The sequence below is a fragment of the Pseudomonas sp. AC169 genome (genome assembly GCF_979258515.1).
On the sequence record NZ_OZ409866.1, the window covers coordinates 2239854 to 2257820 of the forward strand.

Below are 17967 nucleotides of genomic sequence, written 5' to 3' on the forward strand. Positions count from 1 at the left end.
GGCGCGCCTCAGCTCTGCGACGCGGCTTTGGGAAGAATGTCGTTGGCGACCATCTCGCCGAACGGGCTGACATAACCGGCGCTTTTCGGCAGCTCCGGACGCTCGATGTCGAGGTGCGGAAACAGCAGTTCGGCGACGCGATAGGATTCTTCGAGGTGTGGATAACCGGAGAAGATGAACGTGTCGATGCCCAGATCGGCGTATTCCTTCACGCGCGCTGCGACGGTCGGGCCATCGCCGACCAGCGCCGTACCGGCACCGCCGCGCACCAGACCGACGCCGGCCCACAGGTTCGGGCTGACTTCGAGGTTGTCGCGGCTACCGCCATGCAGCGCGGCCATGCGTTGCTGGCCGACCGAATCGAAACGTGCCAGCGAAGCCTGAGCGCGAGCGATGGTGTCGTCATCCAGATGCGAGATCAAACGATCCGCCGCTTGCCACGCTTCAGCGTTGGTTTCACGGACGATCACGTGCAGACGAATACCGAAGCGCACGGTGCGGCCAAGCTTGGCGGCTTTGGCCCGGACTTGGGCAATCTTCTCGGACACCGCTGCCGGTGGCTCGCCCCAGGTCAGGACCATTTCCACTTGTTCAGCGGCCAAATCTTGCGCCGCTTCCGACGAGCCACCGAAGTACAGCGGCGGACGCGGTTGCTGGATCGGCGGATAGAGCAACTTCGCGCCCTTCACGCTGATGTGCTGACCATCGTAATCAACGGTTTCGCCTTCCAGCACACGACGCCAGATGCGGGTGAATTCCACCGAAGCCTGATAGCGCTCTTCGTGGCTGAGGAACAGACCGTCGCCAGCCAATTCTTCGGGGTCGCCACCGGTGACCAGATTGAACAGAGCACGACCGCCGGACAAACGATCGAGCGTGGCTGCCTGCCGCGCCGCGACCGTCGGGGAAATGATCCCGGGACGCAGGGCAACGAGGAACTTCAGGCGCTGGGTCACCGGGATCAGCGACGCCGCCACCAGCCACGAATCTTCGCAAGAGCGGCCAGTAGGAATCAGCACACCGCCGAAGCCCAGACGATCCGCCGCTTGCGCGACCTGTTGCAGATAACCGTGGTCGACGGCGCGCGCGCCTTCGGCGGTGCCAAGGTAATGGCCGTCGCCGTGGGTGGGCAGGAACCAGAAGATATTGAGGCTCATGGAGTGGTCTCCTTAGGAATTCGAATTACTGCGCTTTAGCCACAGCGGCCGGTGGTGTCCAGATCACGTCCTTGATGCTCAGCGGCTTGGGAATCAGCTTGAGCTGGAAGAACGTGTCAGCGATTTTCTGCTGCGCGGCGACCACTTCCGGGGTCAGGAACAACGCGCCGTAGCCTTGGCGTTTCACCGAGGTCAGGGTGATGTCCGCCGGCAGGCCGAGCAGTGGCGCGACTTGTTGAGTCACGTCTTCAGGATTGGCTTTCGACCATTCGCCGACCGCGCGCACTTCCTCAACGAGGGTCTTGATCACCTCGGGATTTTTCTGCGCGTAAGGTTTGGTCGCGAGGTAGAACTGGTGGTTGTCGACGATGCCTTTGCCATCACGCAGGGTGTGCGCTTGCAGTTGTTTCTCGGCGGCGGCCTGGTACGGATCCCAGATGACCCAGGCGTCGACACTGCCACGCTCGAACGCGGCGCGAGCATCGGCGGGTGGCAGGAATACGGTTTGAATGTCGGAGTATTTGAGGCCGGCGTCTTCCAGTGCACGCACCAGCAGATAGTGGACGTTGGAGCCTTTGTTCAGGGCGACTTTCTTGCCTTTGAGATCGGCCACCGATTTGATCGGCGAGTCTTTCGGCACAAGGATCGCTTCGCTGTTCGGCGCAGGCGGTTCGTAGGCGACGTAAAGCAGATCGGCGCCAGCTGCTTGGGCGAAGACCGGTGGGGTTTCGCCAGTGACACCGAAGTCGATCGAGCCGACGTTCAGACCTTCGAGCAACTGCGGGCCACCGGGGAACTCAGTCCATTGCACGTCGACGCCCTGAGCGGCCAGACGTTTTTCCAAAGTGCCTTTGGCTTTGAGCAGCACCAGCGTGCCGTACTTCTGATAACCGATCCGAAGGGTCTCGGCTTGAGCTTGAGTGATGGCGCCGAAGGTGACAGCCGCAGCAAACAGAGCGACCAGACCACGACGCAAAAATACAGTGCGCATAGCGCTCTCCTTTTTGCTGTTGGGTTTTGGCTGCACCTGCTTGGCCGTTAGCGGCTGAGTAAGGTGAAGTACATCAAGTTCGGGTGAGGCTTAAATGCTCCAGCGAGCACTCAACAAACGTTCGTTCAACAGGCCCGGTTCCAGGGGTTTCGGGCGGCGGGCCATGGCGCCGACAAACTGATCGAGCGCTTCATGCAGACGCTGCTCCAGCGCCGGAGCCAGTTGTGCGGCGGCACTGCCTTCGCCGTAAGCGATCTGGCTGTCCTCGGCGAAAATTCCCTGAAGCATTTCCTGGGCTTTCAATGCCGACAGCACAGGCTTGAGCGCGTAATCGACCACCAGCATGTGGGCGATGCTGCCGCCGGTAGCCATCGGCAAGACAATCTTGTGGTTCAGGGCGCGTTCGGGCAGCAGATCCAGCAGGGTTTTCAGGGCGCCGGAGAACGACGCTTTGTAAACCGGTGTGGCGATCAGCAGGCCGTCAGCGTTTTCAATCTGTTGCAGCAGGTCGAGCACCTTCGGACTGTCGAAGCGGGCATGGAGCAAATCCTCGGCCGGGAAATCCCGCACCTGATAACTCACCACTTCCACCCCTTGCTGTTGCAACCAGCGTTGCGAGCGTTCCAGCAGCACCCCGGAACGGGAGCGCAGGCTGGGACTGCCACCGAGTGAGACGACCAGCATTGAGACAATTCCTTAAGCGTTACAGGCGATTCGCGGGTTGCGATCTCGCTTCGATGGGAGTGACCTTACCAGCTGATTTATATATCCATAAATCATATTTATTCATTTGGTTATGCATTTTAGAGATATGCAATTCGAGTTTATTCAGGCGAAAAAAAAGGCCGTCGAAACGGCCTGAAATCCCCTGCTTAGTAGCTACCACTGATCGTTCCCACGCGGAGCGTGGGAACGATCTGCCCGGTGAGATCACTTGTTCGGCTGTGGCGTCAGGCGCAGGTACGGCTTCACCGCGCGATAGCCCTTCGGAAAGCGCTGCTTGATCTCTTCCTCGTCCTTCAACGAAGGCACGATCACTACCTCTTCACCGTCCTGCCAGTTGGCCGGGGTGGCCACCTTGTAGTTGTCGGTGAGCTGCAGCGAATCGATCACCCGCAGAATCTCGTGGAAGTTGCGCCCGGTGCTCGCCGGATACGTGATGGTCAGGCGAATCTTTTTGTTCGGATCGATCACGAACAGCGAACGCACGGTCAGCGTGTCGTTGGCGTTCGGGTGGATCAGGTCATACAGATCCGAGACCTTGCGATCGGCATCGGCCAGGATCGGGAAGTTGACGATGGTGTTCTGGGTTTCGTTGATGTCTTCGATCCACTTGTGGTGCGAGTCCACCGGGTCGACCGACAGCGCAATGGCCTTGACGCCACGCTTGCTGAACTCATCCTTGAGCTTGGCGGTGAAGCCCAGCTCCGTGGTGCACACCGGGGTGAAGTCCGCCGGGTGGGAGAACAGTACGCCCCAGCTATCGCCCAGCCATTCGTGAAAACGAATCTTGCCGGCGCTGGAATCCTGTTCGAAATCGGGGGCGATGTCGCCGAGTCTGAGGCTCATGGTGCTGCTCCTGATGAGTTGTTGGAGACCTCAACTGTAGCTCGGGATTTGCCATCATGAAAAAGAATAAATAATCAGATATCTAGATCATAAGTGAATATTAAACATCTGTTCACTGGACGCTGAACGGCATCCCGACGAACATCGGTCGCAAGGTTCGAGAAGGCCTTGAGTTGCAGTAAAGAGGGAAATTCGGGGAGGGCTTACGGGGGTGGGCCTGACTCGAAAACGCAAAAGCCCCGTCCGGCGCGATGCCGGACGGGGCTTTTTTTACGTCAACGAATCGAGACGCGCTATTACAGCAGCGGGATCGAGTAGCTGACGATCAGGCGGTTTTCGTCCTGCGAACGGGTGTTCGGCAGGTCGGTGCGCCAGACAGCGTTTTTCCACATCAGGCCGACGTTCTTGAACGGGCCTTCCGGAACAACGTAACCGATGGTGAAGTCGCGTTCCCACTCGGAACGGTTCGAAGCGTTCTCACGACCGTTGGTGCCAACGGTGTCGATCGAATCGCCTTTCAGGTAAACGACACCGGCGGTCAGGCCAGGTACGCCAACTTTAGCGAAGTCATACGAGTAGCGAGCCTGCCAGGTTTTCTCACCGGCACGACCGAACTTCTGAATCTGCATGTCGGTGATGGTGTAGTTCGACGAACCGTCGCCCTGGTTCAGCCAAGGGAAGTCGCTGCTGCCGTTGGAAACCTGGTAGCCGCCGCCGAAGGTGTGACCTTCAACGGTGTACAGGAACAGGCCGCTGTACAGGTTGTTGTCGACTTCGCCACGACCGTTACGGAAACCGGTGTAGTTACCGCTGCTGTAGTAAGCCGAATCAGTGCCGTTCTTGCCGTCATCGGAGCTGTTGAAGTAACGGAAGTCGGACTTCAATACGCCCGGGCCGATGGCCCAGTTGTGAACCAGACCCAGGAAGTGCTGCTTGTAGAAGTCTTCCAGGTTGCCGTAGTAGTACTGGGCAGTCAGGTCCTTGGTGATTTTGTAGTCACCACCGGCGTAGATGAACTTGTTGCTGTCACGGAACGCAGTGCCACGGCTGTTGGCACCACCGATCGACAGGTTCTCGTTGTTGCTGGAGTTACGACCTTTCACGGCTTCGATCTGACCACCGACCAGGGTCAGGTCCTTGATTTCGCCGGAAGTGATCTGGCCACCCTGCCAGGTTTGTGGCAGCAGACGACCGTCGTTGGTCACGATGACCGGGTTCTTCGGCTGCAGAGTACCCAGCTTCAGTTCGGTCTGGGAGATCTTGGCTTTGGCAGTCAGACCCAGGCTGGAGAAGTTGTCCACGGCTTTGCCATTGGACTCGCTAGGGAACACAGTGCCGCCGTAAGCGGTGCCGCTGTTGCCGTTGGTGCCGCCGCCCGAATCCAGGCGCACGCCCAGCAGGCCGATGGCATCGATACCGAAGCCAACAGTACCTTGGGTGTAACCGGAGATGAAACGCAGATCGAAGCCTTGGCCCCACTCTTCGTTCTTGTTGGCGCCAGCGCCATCACGGTTATCGGTGTTGATGTAGAAGTTACGCAGCCCCAAGGTAGCTTTGCTGTCTTCGATGAAACCGGCGGCGCCTGCCTGCTGCGCCATAACCCCTACGGCCACAGCCAGGGCCAAGGTGGACTTGTTCATGTAAAGCTCCTCTCGTTTCTAATTCTTGTGTTCCTGGCCCGGGGTCTGATGCCCTGGGTCCTAAGATGCGCGATTAGCGCCAGACCGTGACTGACAAGTCAATCGTAACCTTGTGTGTCTACGACCAAGGTCTAATCGCAGTGATTTGGTCCGTGCAGAGTAAAGATTTCCTGATAAACCCAAAAAGAATTTATTCATTCTTTTTCATATCATTTCGGAATATGGCCATTATCGTGCCATCTCCGCCGCGATACAGCGTATCGGCGACTAAGCTCATTCCTAAATGGTATTTGTTAGCCTTTTTTTATATCGATTAGCTTTGGCGCAACCCCAAATCGTCAAACCCTATCGAAAAGGCGACGCCATGATGGCCAAACGCGCACTATCTAGTCAATTTGTTACAGTTTGTGTGTCAGCACTGATTTCTTTTTCGGCCCATGCCGCCACCCTCACCGTGGGTTATCAAACCGGTATCGACCCGAGCAAAGTCCCCCAGGCTGACGGCGTCTACGAGAAAACCATCGGCGAGAAAATCGACTGGCGCCGCTTCAACAGCGGCCCGGAAGTTGTGACAGCCATCGCTTCCGGCGATGTGCAGATCGGTAACCTCGGTTCCAGCCCGTTGGCCGCCGCCGCTTCACGCAATCTGCCCATCGTGGCCTTCATTGTTTCGGCACAGATCAATGCCGCCGAAGCCTTGGTGGTGCGTAATGGCAGCGGCATCAATACTCCGCAGGATCTGGTCGGCAAGACCATCGCTACGCCCTTCGTTTCCACCTCCCACTACAGCCTGCTCGGCGCACTCAAGCACTGGGGCCTGGATAGCTCGAAAGTCAAAGTGGTGAACCTGCAACCGGCAGAGATCGCCGCGGCGTGGAAGCGTGGCGATATCGATGGCGCGTTTGTCTGGTCGCCGGCGCTGGGGGAGATCCGCAAGACCGGCAAGACCCTGACCGATGCGGCGCAGGTCGGCCAGTGGGGCACGCCGACCTTCGAAGTCTGGGTCGCGCGTAAGGATTTCGCTGACAAGCATCCTGACGTTGTCGCGAAGTTCGCCAAGGTCACGCTGGATTCATTTGCCGATTACGCGGCGCATAAAGACAGCTGGACGGCTGACTCGGAGCCGGTGCAGAAAATCGCCAAACTGACCGGTGCCAATGCCGCCGATGTGCCGGAATTGCTCGCGGGTTCGGCGTTCCCGGATGCCAAGGCGCAGCAAACCACGGCGCTGCTGGACGGCGGCACGGCGAAGGCGATTGGCGAGACGGCGAAGTTTTTGAAGGAACAGGGCAAGGTTGAGACGGTGCTGCCGGACTACTCGCCGTATGTCAGCGCGAAGTTCATCGCCCAGTAAAAAGCTTCGCGAGCAGGCTCGCTCCCACAGGAGTGGGAGCGAGCCTGCTCGCGAATGGAGCAACTCGGTTACAAGGTCTTTTCGAAGATCTTCGAATTACGCTGATAGTTGTACAGCGACGCCCGCGCCGCAGGCAGGCGTTCGACGCTGCTCGGCTCGAACCCACGTTCGCGGAACCAGTGCGCGGTGCGGGTGGTGAGGACAAACAAAGTCTTCAAACCCTGCGCCCGTGCGCGGGTCTCGATACGTTCCAGCAGTTCATCACCGCGACCGCCATGGCGATACTCCGGGTTCACCGCCAGGCACGCCAACTCGCCGGCATCGGAATCGGCAATCTGATACAGCGCCGCACAAGCGATGATCATGCCTTCACGCTCGACCACGCTGAACTGCTCGATCTCGCGCTCCAGCACTTCGCGCGACCGACGCACCAGAATCCCCTGCTCTTCCAGCGGACTGATCAAGTCGAGCAAGCCGCCGACATCTTCAATCGCCGCCTCGCGGACCAGTTCGAACTGCTCTTGCGCGACCAGCGTACCGCCACCGTCACGGGTGAACAGTTCGGTCAGCAGCGCGCCATCTTCGGCGTAACTGACGATATGGCTGCGCGCCACGCCACCACGGCAAGCCTCGGCGGCTGCATCGAGCAGTTCTGCCTGATAGTTACTGCCCAAACGCTGCAAGTGTGCCGGTACCTGTTGTGGACGCAGCTCACGTACCAGTTTGCCGTTTTCATCGATAAGACCGAGGTCGGCGCCAAACAGCAGCAATTTATCGGCACCCAGATCGATGGCGGCGCGGGTGGCGACGTCTTCGCAGGCGAGGTTGAAAATTTCACCGGTCGGCGAGTAGCCCAGCGGCGACAGCAGCACGATGGAACGCTCATCGAGCAGACGATTGATGCCCTTGCGGTCGACCCGGCGCACTTCGCCGGTGTGGTGATAGTCGACGCCTTCGAGCACGCCGATCGGCCGCGCGGTAACGAGGTTGCCGCTGGCCACGCGCAGACGCGAGCCCTGCATCGGCGACGAGGCCATGTCCATCGACAGCCGCGCTTCGATGGCGATGCGCAACTGACCCACTGCATCGATTACACATTCCAGGGTTGCGGCATCGGTGATGCGCATGCCGTGGTGGTAATGCGGGGTCAGGCCACGGGCGGCGAGGCGGGTTTCAATCTGTGGACGCGAACCGTGTACCAATACCAGGCGCACGCCGAGGCTGTGCAGCAGAACGATGTCGTGGACGATGTTGCCGAAATTCGGATGCTCCACGCCGTCGCCGGGCAGCATGACGACGAAGGTGCAATCGCGGTGAGCATTGATGTACGGGGACGCGTGACGAAGCCAATTGACGTATTCGGGCATGAACCTGGGCCTGTAATAAATAGCAGCCGAAAAAGGGGCGAAACGGAAAACGCACAGCGGGCTGATGGTTATCGTCGGAACAGGCTTGGCGACACGCGCGCTCTCCTCATGAATACGGGTTGGGTTGCTGGCAATTTACAGCGTTCGATCGGATAAAACACATCCCCCTGTGGGAGCGAGCCTGCTCGCGAAAGCGGTGTATCAGGCGACATCGAGGTGTCTGAACTGGCGCTTTCGCGAGCAGGCTCGCTCCCACAGGGGTGGATCATCGTTCGTCAGCGGTCAGGCAGTAATGTTCAATCAGTTGACGTAATAGATGCACGGTAGGCTGCAAACGTGACATTTCAAGGTATTCGCCGGGCTGATGCGCACAGGCGATGTCGCCGGGGCCGAGCACGATGGTTTCGCAACCAAGGCGCTGAAGATAAGGCGCTTCGGTGCCGAACGCTACTGCTTCGGCGCTGTGACCGGTGAGCTTTTCGGCGATGCGCACCAGTTCGGCGTCTGCATCCTGCTCGAACGGCGGCACTTCCGGGAACAACGGTTTGTAATCGATCTTCACCTGATGCCGCTCGGCCACCGGGTTGAGCTTGCGCAGAATCTCCGCGCGCAGGACTTTCGGGTCCATGCCGGGCAGCGGTCGCAGATCAAACTCCAGAGAACACTGGCCGCAGATGCGGTTGGGGTTGTCGCCACCATGGATGCAGCCGAAGTTCATCGTCGGCTGCGGCACGCTGAACTGCGGGTTGTTGAATTCACGCTGCCACAACAGGCGCAGACCGCGCAGTTCGCCGATGGCATCGTGCATCGCTTCGAGGGCGCTGTGGCCCAGGCGCGGATCCGACGAATGGCCGCTCTGCCCGAGAATGTCGATGCGCTCCATCATGATGCCTTTGTGCATGCGGATCGGCTTGAGGCCGGTCGGCTCACCGATTACCGCTGCGCGGCCCAGCGGACGCCCGGCTTCAGCCAGTGCGCGGGCGCCGGACATCGAGCTTTCTTCATCACAGGTGGCGAGGATCAGCAACGGTTGCTTGAACGGTTGATCGAGCAGCGGCAGCACCGCTTCGATGATCAGCGCGAAGAAGCCCTTCATGTCGCAGCTGCCCAGGCCGACCCAACGGCCATCGACTTCGGTGAGTTTCAGCGGATCGGTCTGCCACAAGGCATCGTCGTACGGCACCGTGTCGCTGTGCCCGGCCAGCACCAGCCCGCCGGGGCCGCTGCCGAAGCTGGCGAGCAGGTTGAATTTGCCCGGGCTGACCTGCTGGATATCGCAGTTGAAACCCAGATCCCCCAGCCAGCCGGCGAGCAAATCGATCACTGCCCGATTGGATTGATCAAGGTTCGGTTGGGTACAGCTGACCGACGGCGCGGCAATCAGCGCAGCGAACTGGTCTTGCATGGACGGCAAAGGCATCGCTGACTCCAACTCCCGATTTGAAGTCCATCATAGAACCATCCGGCGTCAGGAATAAACCGCCGCAGGGCGTAGGACGAATCAGTCCTGTACACTGCACGGCCTTGGCAGCCACATATTCCCCGGCTGCGCTCCCGATCCTGGATTTTCCGGCCATGCAGAAAGAAACCGAAATCAAACTCCGCGTCAGCCGCGAAACCCTCGCCGCCCTGCGCGAGCACCCGCTACTGAAAAAACGCAACAAAAGTGGCTGGGAACGCCGTGAGTTGATGAACCAGTATTTCGACACCCCCGAGCGCGACCTGGCCCAGGCCAAAGTCGCCCTGCGCCTGCGCAAGGACGGTGACGAAGTGATTCAGACCCTCAAGACCCGTGGCCAGAGCGTCGCCGGCCTGTCCGAGCGTAACGAGTACGACTGGAAGTTGCCGAAAGCCAAGCTCGATGTGAAGAAACTCGACGGCGAATGCTGGCCCGAGTCGCTGGCCGAGCTGGACAAGAAAACCCTCAAGCCAATCTTCACCACCGATTTCGTCCGTGAGCGCGCCGAAATCGCCTGGGGCCGTGGCAAATCCAAAGTGGTCATCGAAGCCGCGCTGGATCTGGGCCACGTTGTAGTCGGCAAACAGAAAGAAGAAATCTGCGAACTGGAGCTGGAACTGCGCGAAGGCGAGCCTGCCGCGCTGCTGGAACTGGCCGCCGAACTGGCTGAAACCCTGGCGCTGATGCCGTGCGATATCAGCAAGGCTGAGCGCGGCTATCGTCTGTACGACGCCAACAGCTATTCGCTGAGCCTGCCGGCGCCGGAGTTGACCGCGGAAACCCAACTCGACGACGCTTTCGCCGCACTGAGCTGGCACTTGCTCGGCAGCAGCCAGCGTCTGGCGGAACAGTACCGTTTCAACGGCCACTGGCGCCTGCTGCTCGACTGGGTCGAGAACCTCGCCGAAATGCGCGCCCTGCTCAGCAGCCTCGGCCAGGCCGCACCGCGTCAGTCGACCCACGACTTGCGCGCTGCCCTGGATGCGTTGCTGGAAGACTGGCGCCCATTGGTCCAGGCCGGTATCGAAGACGAAGACGTACGCAAAGCCGCGCCGGAGCAGTTCCTCGAAGAACTCGACGATCCGCGCTGGGGCCTGTTCTCGCTGAACACTTCACGCTGGTTGCTGGCCCGCATCTGGACCGCCGAGCGTAACGTGCGTGGCAACCGTCAGGGTGGCGCGCAGTTGCACAGCTGGCTGCCGCGTACCTTGGGCGAAGAAGCCACGGCCCTGCAATTGCAGCGCTATCAGCAGCAGCCGGAAGATCTGGCTGAGCAACTGCCGCGAATCGAGCGTATTCAGGTCTGGCTGCACCACGCACGTAACGTGCTGGAGATCCCGGAAATGGATCGCTTGTACGGCGAGCTGAACAAGTTGGCGCAACTGGCCAACGAACCGACGATCACTGACGAACTGCTCGACGCACGCAAGCAGCAGGCGATTGCGGTTTATCAGAATCGCGCGTGGAAAATGCTCCTGCGCATGTAATTCCGCTTTCGCGAGCAGGCTCGCTCCCACACTGGAATGCAATCCCTTGTGGGAGCGAGCCTGCTCGCGAAGAGGCCAGCCGTCTTACCTCAAACTGGCAAACTGGTTGTGGATTTGATCTCCGACAGCGCCACAATCGAATTCACTTCCTGAATCCCCGGCACCAGCGACAGCTTCTCGAAGAAAAACCGCTCATACGCCTCGATGTCCGCCGCGACAATCCGCAGCAAAAAATCCACCGCGCCCATCAGCACATAACACTCCAGCACTTCCGGAAAGCCGCGAATCGCCTCGGTAAACTCAGTGAAGTTCGAACGCCCGTGCGCGTTGAGTTTGATCTCGGCGAAGATCTGCGTATTCAGGCCGATCTTCTTGCGATCGAGCAAGGTCACCTGGCCACGAATGATGCCCTCCTCTTTCATCCGCTGAATCCGCCGCCAGCACGGCGATTGCGACAGGCCGACCTGCTCGGCGATCTGCGCACTCGAGAGCGATGCGTCCTCTTGCAGCAGGGCGAGAATTTTGCGGTCGTAGCTGTCCAACTCGCTTTGCATAGAAAAACCTCAATAACCGGATTATGCGAATTGATCTTTTCGATCAGCCGTCATTAACGCCGATCATAGCCAAGAAATACCCCAAGCCGAATGTAAAAATTCCTCCAGAGATTTTGGAGACTTGTTATGCCGCACCTCGAAGCCATTACCACCCCGCCAACCCGCGCCGATGTCTGGAACGTCAGCAACGTCCATTGCCTGGCGCAGTATCAAATCCTCGCCGAGGCCGAACCGGATTTGCTGGTGCGGGTGCTGAATCTGTTCGCCCTGCAATTCCTCACGCCTGAACAGGTCAACGTGCAGCGCATGGACGATCTGCTGTCGATTGATCTGCTCATCGGTGGCTTGAGCTGGCATCGCGCGCAAGTGATCGCGGAAAAACTTCGCAACCTGATCAGCGTTTGCTCGGTGAACCTGCAAAACGCCGACGGTGCTTGGAATGCGCGCGCACAAGCAGCCGGCTGAAAAATCCGGCAACGGCTTCGTCGGGTAGTGGCCCAACGGTTTGCGGGGCCGCGACTATCCTTTTGCGCACTGTCGCTCAAAAGGAAGCCCGCATGTCCGTTCAACTCGCCACTCAGGACCGCTGGCTGGAACTCAACGAGGTGCTGCGTGAACTGGTCGCCCAAGGTTTTATCGGCCAGGACGCGGCGGAGCAGGCGCTGAATGCCCGCCGTCGCCACGCCGCCCACGGTCAGATGCATCCGCTGGAATTCATCGCCAGCCAGCAACTCGATGACCTGAGCCGGCCAGGCAAACACCTCGACCTGGAAAGCCTGACCTTGTGGCTGGCGCAGCAGGCCGGCCAGCCGTATTTGCGCATCGACCCGCTGAAGATCAACGTCGCCGCGATCACCCCACTGATGTCCTACGCCTTCGCGCAACGGCACAGGATTCTCGCCGTGGCGGTCGACCGCGATTCGGTCACCGTGGCCAGCGCCCAGCCCTACGTCACCGGTTGGGAGGCCGATCTCACCCACGTGTTGAAACTGCCGATCAAACGGGTGGTGGCCAACCCGGCGGACATCCAGCGTTTCAGCGTCGAATTCTTTCGCCTGGCCAAATCGGTCAGCGGCGCGAGCAATGCCGACGCTCAGGGCGGCAACCTCGGCAATTTCGAACAACTGCTCAACCTCGGCGCCAGCGATCAGGAGCCGGACGCCAACGACGCGCACATCGTCAACATCGTCGACTGGCTGTTCCAGTACGCCTTCCAGCAGCGCGCCAGTGATATCCACATCGAACCCCGGCGTGAGCAAGGCACCGTGCGTTTCCGCATCGATGGCGTGCTGCACAACGTCTATCAATTCCCGCCGCAGGTGACCATGGCGATAGTCAGTCGCCTGAAAAGCCTGGGGCGGATGAACGTCGCCGAAAAACGCAAACCCCAGGACGGCCGGGTCAAGACCAAGACCCCGGACGGCGGTGAAGTTGAACTACGGCTTTCAACACTGCCGACGGCGTTCGGCGAAAAAATGGTCATGCGGATTTTCGACCCGGAAGTGTTGCTCAAGGATTTCGACCAACTGGGCTTCAGCGCCGATGATCTGCGTCGCTGGCAAGACATGACCCGCCAGCCCAACGGCATCATTCTGGTCACCGGGCCGACCGGCTCGGGCAAGACCACCACGCTGTACACCACGCTGAAAAAACTGGCGACGCCGGAGGTCAACCTCTGCACCATCGAAGACCCGATCGAAATGGTCGAACCGGCGTTCAACCAGATGCAGGTGCAACACAACATCGATCTGACGTTCGCCGCCGGTGTGCGCGCACTGATGCGGCAAGACCCGGACATCATCATGATCGGCGAGATTCGCGATCTGGAGACCGCTGAAATGGCGATTCAGGCTGCGTTGACCGGGCACTTGGTGCTGTCGACCCTGCACACCAACGACGCCCCCAGCGCGATCAGCCGTTTGCTCGAACTCGGCGTGCCGCATTACCTGATCAAAGCCACCGTCCTCGGCGTGATGGCCCAGCGTTTGGTGCGCACCTTGTGTCCGCATTGCAAGGCGCCGCTGACGCTCGAAGAAGAAGACTGGCAAACCCTGACCCGCCCATGGCAAGCGCCGCTGCCGGGCAACGCGCAACGTGCCATCGGTTGCGTGGAATGCCGTGACACTGGCTATCGCGGCCGCGCCGGGGTCTACGAAATCATGCAACTGAGCGACAGTCTCAAGGCGTTCATCACCCCGGACGCCGACCTCATCGCAATCCGCCGGCAGGCGTTCAAGGAAGGCATGCGCAGTCTGCGTCTGTCCGGCGCGCAGAAGGTTGCGGCAGGGCTGACGACGGTAGAGGAAGTGTTGCGAGTGACGCCACAGAGCGAGCAGAAATAAGCCACCACGGAACCGGATCGGGGAAATGGCGATCCAAGGCCGTAGTTAACCCCCAGGAGTCATCTCATCATGCGTCTCAAACTTGCTGTCGCCACTCTGGCCTTGCTGTCCCTTCCCGTTGGTTCGGCCATGGCGGACAGCTTTTGGCGTAACGTCATCTCGTCCGGCGCTACCACCGGCTCGACCTACCTGACCTTCAAGGATCACAAGCTGATCATCGCCGCACAGGACGATGCTGGCAGTTTTGTTGCCAGTGACGGCGGTATTCGTGGGCCGTATCTGGAAGCGGCGATGCAGAAAGTCCGCGCTGACAATCCGGGCCTGCAGGCGACCGATATGGAATTGGCGAATGCGATTCTGGCGAAGAATGCGGTGGCGTCCGAGTAACAAAAAATGCCGCTCAAATGAGCGGCATTTTTTTGCCTGTCTTCTGACCCCAGCACAAAACCCTGTGGGAGCGAGCTTGCTCGCGAAGGCAATTTCACATCCGAAATATGCGGCGACTGACACGCCGTCTTCGCGAGCAAGCTTGCTCCCACAAGGACTGCATACAGTCTGAATGTCAGCGGTAATCGTCCACCGGGACGCAAGCGCAGAACAGGTTGCGATCGCCGTAGACATTGTCCACCCGATTCACCGCCGGCCAATACTTGTGTGCCTTGGTGTGCGCATCCGGGGTGATGCCCTGCTCGATGCTGTACGGCCGCTCCCACACCCCGGTGATATCCGCCAAGGTATGCGGCGCCCGTTTCAGCGGGTTGTCCTCGGCCGGCCAGTTGCCGTTCTGCACTTCGGTGATTTCCGCACGAATGCTCAACATCGCGCCAATAAAGCGATCCAGTTCAGCCTTGGATTCACTCTCGGTCGGCTCGACCATCAAGGTCCCCGGCACCGGGAATGACATGGTCGGTGCATGGAAGCCGTAATCCATCAGACGCTTGGCGACGTCCTCCTCGCTGATCCCGGTCAGCGCCTTCAGCGGCCGCAGATCGAGAATGCATTCGTGGGCCACGCGCCCGTTGCGCCCGGTGTACAACACCGGGAACGCACCGGATAAATGCTGCGCCAGGTAATTCGCCGCGAGAATCGCCACCTCGCTGGCATCGGCCAGTTGCGGGCCCATCATGGCGATGTACATCCAGCTGATCGGTAAAATGCTCGCACTGCCCCACGGTGCCGCGCTAACGGCGCCGTTCTGCGCCAATGGTCCGTCAATCGGCACCACCGGGTGATTGGCGACGAACGGCGCCAGGTGCGCACGAATACCAATGGGCCCCATGCCCGGACCACCGCCGCCATGGGGAATGCAGAAGGTCTTGTGCAGGTTCATGTGCGACACGTCGGCGCCGATATCCGCCGGCCGCGCCAACCCGACCTGCGCATTGAGGTTGGCGCCGTCCATGTACACCTGACCGCCGTGCTTGTGGATAACTTCGCAGATCTCGCTGATGCCCTCCTCGTACACGCCATGGGTCGACGGATAAGTCGCCATCAGACAGGAGAGTTTCGCCCCGGCCTCGGCAGCCTTGGCTTTCAAGTCATCGAGATCAACGTTGCCGGCCTCGTCGCACTCGACGATCACCACACGCATCCCGGCCATCTGCGCCGAGGCCGGGTTGGTGCCATGAGCGGAGGACGGAATCAGGCAGATGTCCCGCGCGCCCTGTTGGCGGCTTTCGTGATATTTGCGGATCGCCAGCAGCCCGGCGTACTCGCCCTGAGCGCCGGAGTTGGGCTGCATGCAGATCGCATCGAACCCGGTAATTGCGCACAACCAGCGCTCGAGCTCTTCGATCATCAGCGTGTAACCGACCGCCTGCTCTCTCGGTACGAACGGATGCAGATTGGCGAATTGCGGCCAGGTAATCGGGATCATCTCGCTGGTGGCGTTGAGTTTCATGGTGCAGGAGCCCAGCGGGATCATCGACTGGTTGAGCGCCAGATCCTTGTTCTCCAGTTGCTTGAGATAGCGCAGCATCTCGGTTTCGCTGTGGTGGGCGTTGAATACCGGGTGGCGCAGGTACGGGGTTTTGCGCTGAAGGTTGTCGGGGATGCCCGAACTCAGGGTTTCAGCGTCAAGCTCACCAACGTTCAACCCATGATCGGCACCGAGCAGGACATCGAACAGCTTGGCCACCGTGATTTCATCGGTTGTCTCATCAAGACTCAGCCCCACACGGCCGCGGCCAAGAATTCGCAGGTTGATCTGCGCAGCTTGAGCGCTTTCGATGATCGCGGTTTGCGCACCGCCGACGTCCAGGGTCAGCGTGTCGAAGAACTGCGCATTGACCCGGTTGATGCCTTTTCGCTCAAGTCCCGCCGCCAGAATGCAGGTCAGTCGATGGACGCGCTGGGCGATCCGTTTCAACCCTTCCGGCCCGTGATACACCGCGTAAAAACTGGCGATGTTGGCCAGCAGGACTTGTGCAGTGCAGATGTTCGAATTGGCCTTCTCGCGGCGGATATGTTGCTCGCGGGTTTGCAATGCCATGCGCAACGCGACGTTGCCCCGGGCATCTTTCGACACGCCGATGATCCGCCCCGGAATCGCCCGTTTGTATTCCTCGCGACTGGCAAAGAACGCTGCGTGCGGGCCGCCATAACCCATCGGCACGCCGAAGCGCTGGGAGGAACCGAACACCACATCGGCGCCCAACTCGCCCGGCGGTGTCAGCAACAGCAAACTCAGCAAATCCGTGGCGACGCAGGCCAGCGCCTGTTGCGCATGCAGGTGATCGATCAATGGTCGCAGATCGCGAACCTCGCCATGGGTGTCCGGATACTGCAGCAACGCACCGAACACCTGATGCTGTTTCAAGTTATCCACAGCGTCGATGATCAGCTCGAAGCCGAAACCTTCGGCGCGGGTCTGCACCACGGAAATGGTTTGTGGATGACAGTTCTCATCGACGAAGAACAGATTGCTCTTCGACTTCGCCACGCGCTTGGCCAGCGCCATGGCTTCGGCAGCGGCCGTGGCTTCATCGAGCAGCGAAGCGTTGGCCAGTTCAAGGCCGGTGAGGTCGATGGTCAGTTGCTGGAAATTCAGCAGCGCTTCGAGCCGGCCTTGGGCGATCTCGGGTTGATACGGCGTGTACGCGGTGTACCAGCCGGGATTTTCCAGCACATTGCGCAGGATGACGGTCGGCGTCAGGGTGCCGTGGTAGCCCATGCCGATCAGGCTGGTCCAGACCTGGTTCTGCTCGGCGTATCCACGCAGTTTGGCCAGTGCGGCTTGTTCATCCAGCGCCGGCGGCAGGTCGAGTGCGCGGTTGAGGCGGATGCCCGGCGGTACGGTCTGCTCGATCAGTTCGACCCGACTGCCGAGGCCGAGGCTGTCGAGCATCGCCTGCTGCTCGGCGGCATCGGGGCCGAGGTGACGGCGCAGGAAGGCATCGGGATCGCGTAACTGGCTCAGGGACGGCAACTGGGACATGACGGGCTCTCTCTTGGCTGGCGCTCGGCGTCAATGCAACACGGTCAAACCAGCATAGCAGCCCACATCGCCACCAATTTTCAGAGCAACCGCTTTCCCCCTGTGGGAGCGAGCCTGCTCGCTCCCACAGGGGAAAATCATCGCCCATGAAAAAGCCCCGACGAGTCGGGGCTTTGGGGGTGTTGCTTAACGCTTACTCGCCGATGGCAGTCTTGTACGCTGCAGCATCCAGCAGCTTGTCCAGCTCAGCCTTGTCGGTTGGCTTGATCTTGAAGATCCACGCTCCGTACGGGTCGGAGTTCAGCAGCTCGGGCGAGCCGCCCAGCTCTTCGTTGATCGCGATGACTTCACCGCTGATCGGCGAATAGATGTCGGAGGCGGCTTTCACCGACTCGACCACACCGGATTGATCACCGGCAGCGAACACCTTGCCCACTTCGGTCAGCTCGACGAACACCACATCGCCCAGCGCTTCCTGCGCGTGATCGCTGATGCCCACGGTGACGGTTCCATCGGCTTCCAGACGTGCCCATTCGTGACTTTCGGCAAAACGCAGTTCGGCAGGGATATCGCTCATCTTCGGTGTCCTCGAGAAATTGTCAGCGGTCTGC

At 60.0% G+C, this 17967-nt stretch carries 15 protein-coding genes; 5 read left to right on the forward strand and 10 right to left on the reverse strand.

The window, feature by feature from the left end; all coding sequences use genetic code 11:
- Positions 1-8: 8 nt before the first annotated feature.
- The 5 genes from ssuD to ACZZ0G_RS10245 all read right to left on the reverse strand — a co-directional run bounded on the left by ssuD (position 9) and on the right by ACZZ0G_RS10245 (position 5357).
- Positions 9-1157 carry an FMNH2-dependent alkanesulfonate monooxygenase gene (gene ssuD / locus ACZZ0G_RS10225; protein WP_463556068.1) on the reverse strand — a complete coding sequence of 383 codons (1149 nt, stop codon included), beginning with the start codon at positions 1155-1157 and terminating at the stop codon, positions 9-11.
- A gap of 25 nt (positions 1158-1182) precedes the next feature.
- Positions 1183-2148 carry a sulfonate ABC transporter substrate-binding protein gene (locus tag ACZZ0G_RS10230; protein ID WP_007913834.1) on the reverse strand — a complete coding sequence of 322 codons (966 nt, stop codon included), beginning with the start codon at positions 2146-2148 and terminating at the stop codon, positions 1183-1185.
- Between the two features lie 90 nt (positions 2149-2238).
- Positions 2239-2832 carry an NADPH-dependent FMN reductase gene (ssuE, locus tag ACZZ0G_RS10235; RefSeq protein WP_034151973.1) on the reverse strand — a complete coding sequence of 198 codons (594 nt, stop codon included), beginning with the start codon at positions 2830-2832 and terminating at the stop codon, positions 2239-2241.
- A 246-nt stretch (positions 2833-3078) separates the two neighbouring features.
- Positions 3079-3717, reverse strand: coding sequence for a peroxiredoxin (locus tag ACZZ0G_RS10240; RefSeq protein WP_077574963.1), 639 nt, complete (start codon positions 3715-3717; stop codon positions 3079-3081).
- A 296-nt stretch (positions 3718-4013) separates the two neighbouring features.
- Positions 4014-5357, reverse strand: coding sequence for an OprD family porin (locus tag ACZZ0G_RS10245; RefSeq protein ID WP_463556069.1), 1344 nt, complete (start codon positions 5355-5357; stop codon positions 4014-4016).
- A gap of 364 nt (positions 5358-5721) precedes the next feature.
- Between ACZZ0G_RS10245 and tauA the strand changes: the two genes are divergently transcribed.
- Complete coding sequence (gene tauA, locus ACZZ0G_RS10250; protein ID WP_463556070.1) at positions 5722-6711, forward strand: taurine ABC transporter substrate-binding protein; 990 nt, start codon at positions 5722-5724, stop codon at positions 6709-6711.
- 68 nt (positions 6712-6779) lie between these two features.
- Here tauA and argA read toward each other — a convergent pair whose 3' ends face one another.
- Positions 6780-8078 carry an amino-acid N-acetyltransferase gene (argA, locus tag ACZZ0G_RS10255; protein ID WP_064389470.1) on the reverse strand — a complete coding sequence of 433 codons (1299 nt, stop codon included), beginning with the start codon at positions 8076-8078 and terminating at the stop codon, positions 6780-6782.
- Between the two features lie 265 nt (positions 8079-8343).
- Positions 8344-9498, reverse strand: coding sequence for an acetylornithine deacetylase (argE, locus tag ACZZ0G_RS10260; RefSeq protein WP_430946216.1), 1155 nt, complete (start codon positions 9496-9498; stop codon positions 8344-8346).
- Between the two features lie 155 nt (positions 9499-9653).
- Here argE and ACZZ0G_RS10265 point away from each other — a divergent pair, with 155 nt between their 5' ends.
- Entirely contained in the window at positions 9654-11024 is a 1371-nt protein-coding gene (locus ACZZ0G_RS10265; protein ID WP_463556071.1) for a CYTH domain-containing protein, read from the forward strand.
- Between the two features lie 89 nt (positions 11025-11113).
- Here ACZZ0G_RS10265 and ACZZ0G_RS10270 read toward each other — a convergent pair whose 3' ends face one another.
- Positions 11114-11578 carry an Lrp/AsnC family transcriptional regulator gene (locus tag ACZZ0G_RS10270; RefSeq protein ID WP_463556072.1) on the reverse strand — a complete coding sequence of 155 codons (465 nt, stop codon included), beginning with the start codon at positions 11576-11578 and terminating at the stop codon, positions 11114-11116.
- Between the two features lie 126 nt (positions 11579-11704).
- On the opposite strand from ACZZ0G_RS10270, the gene ACZZ0G_RS10275 reads away from it, so the two are divergent.
- The 3 genes from ACZZ0G_RS10275 (at position 11705) to ACZZ0G_RS10285 (ending at position 14307) form a co-directional block, all read left to right on the forward strand.
- Positions 11705-12043: a hypothetical protein gene (locus ACZZ0G_RS10275; RefSeq protein WP_463556073.1), complete on the forward strand. Its 339-nt coding sequence runs from the start codon at positions 11705-11707 to the stop codon at positions 12041-12043.
- 92 nt (positions 12044-12135) lie between these two features.
- Complete coding sequence (tfpB, locus tag ACZZ0G_RS10280) at positions 12136-13920, forward strand: type IV pilus assembly ATPase TfpB (protein WP_463556074.1); 1785 nt, start codon at positions 12136-12138, stop codon at positions 13918-13920.
- A 66-nt stretch (positions 13921-13986) separates the two neighbouring features.
- On the forward strand, positions 13987-14307 hold the full coding sequence (locus ACZZ0G_RS10285; protein ID WP_171057234.1) for a DUF2388 domain-containing protein: 321 nt from the start codon (positions 13987-13989) through the stop codon (positions 14305-14307).
- Positions 14308-14482: 175 nt separating this feature from the next.
- Here the strand turns inward: ACZZ0G_RS10285 and gcvP are convergent, their stop codons facing one another.
- Together gcvP and gcvH are read right to left on the reverse strand one after the other, a co-directional pair.
- Entirely contained in the window at positions 14483-17356 is a 2874-nt protein-coding gene (gene gcvP / locus ACZZ0G_RS10290) for an aminomethyl-transferring glycine dehydrogenase (protein WP_463556075.1), read from the reverse strand.
- 193 nt (positions 17357-17549) lie between these two features.
- Entirely contained in the window at positions 17550-17933 is a 384-nt protein-coding gene (gene gcvH / locus ACZZ0G_RS10295; protein WP_463556076.1) for a glycine cleavage system protein GcvH, read from the reverse strand.
- Positions 17934-17967: the final 34 nt, after the last annotated feature.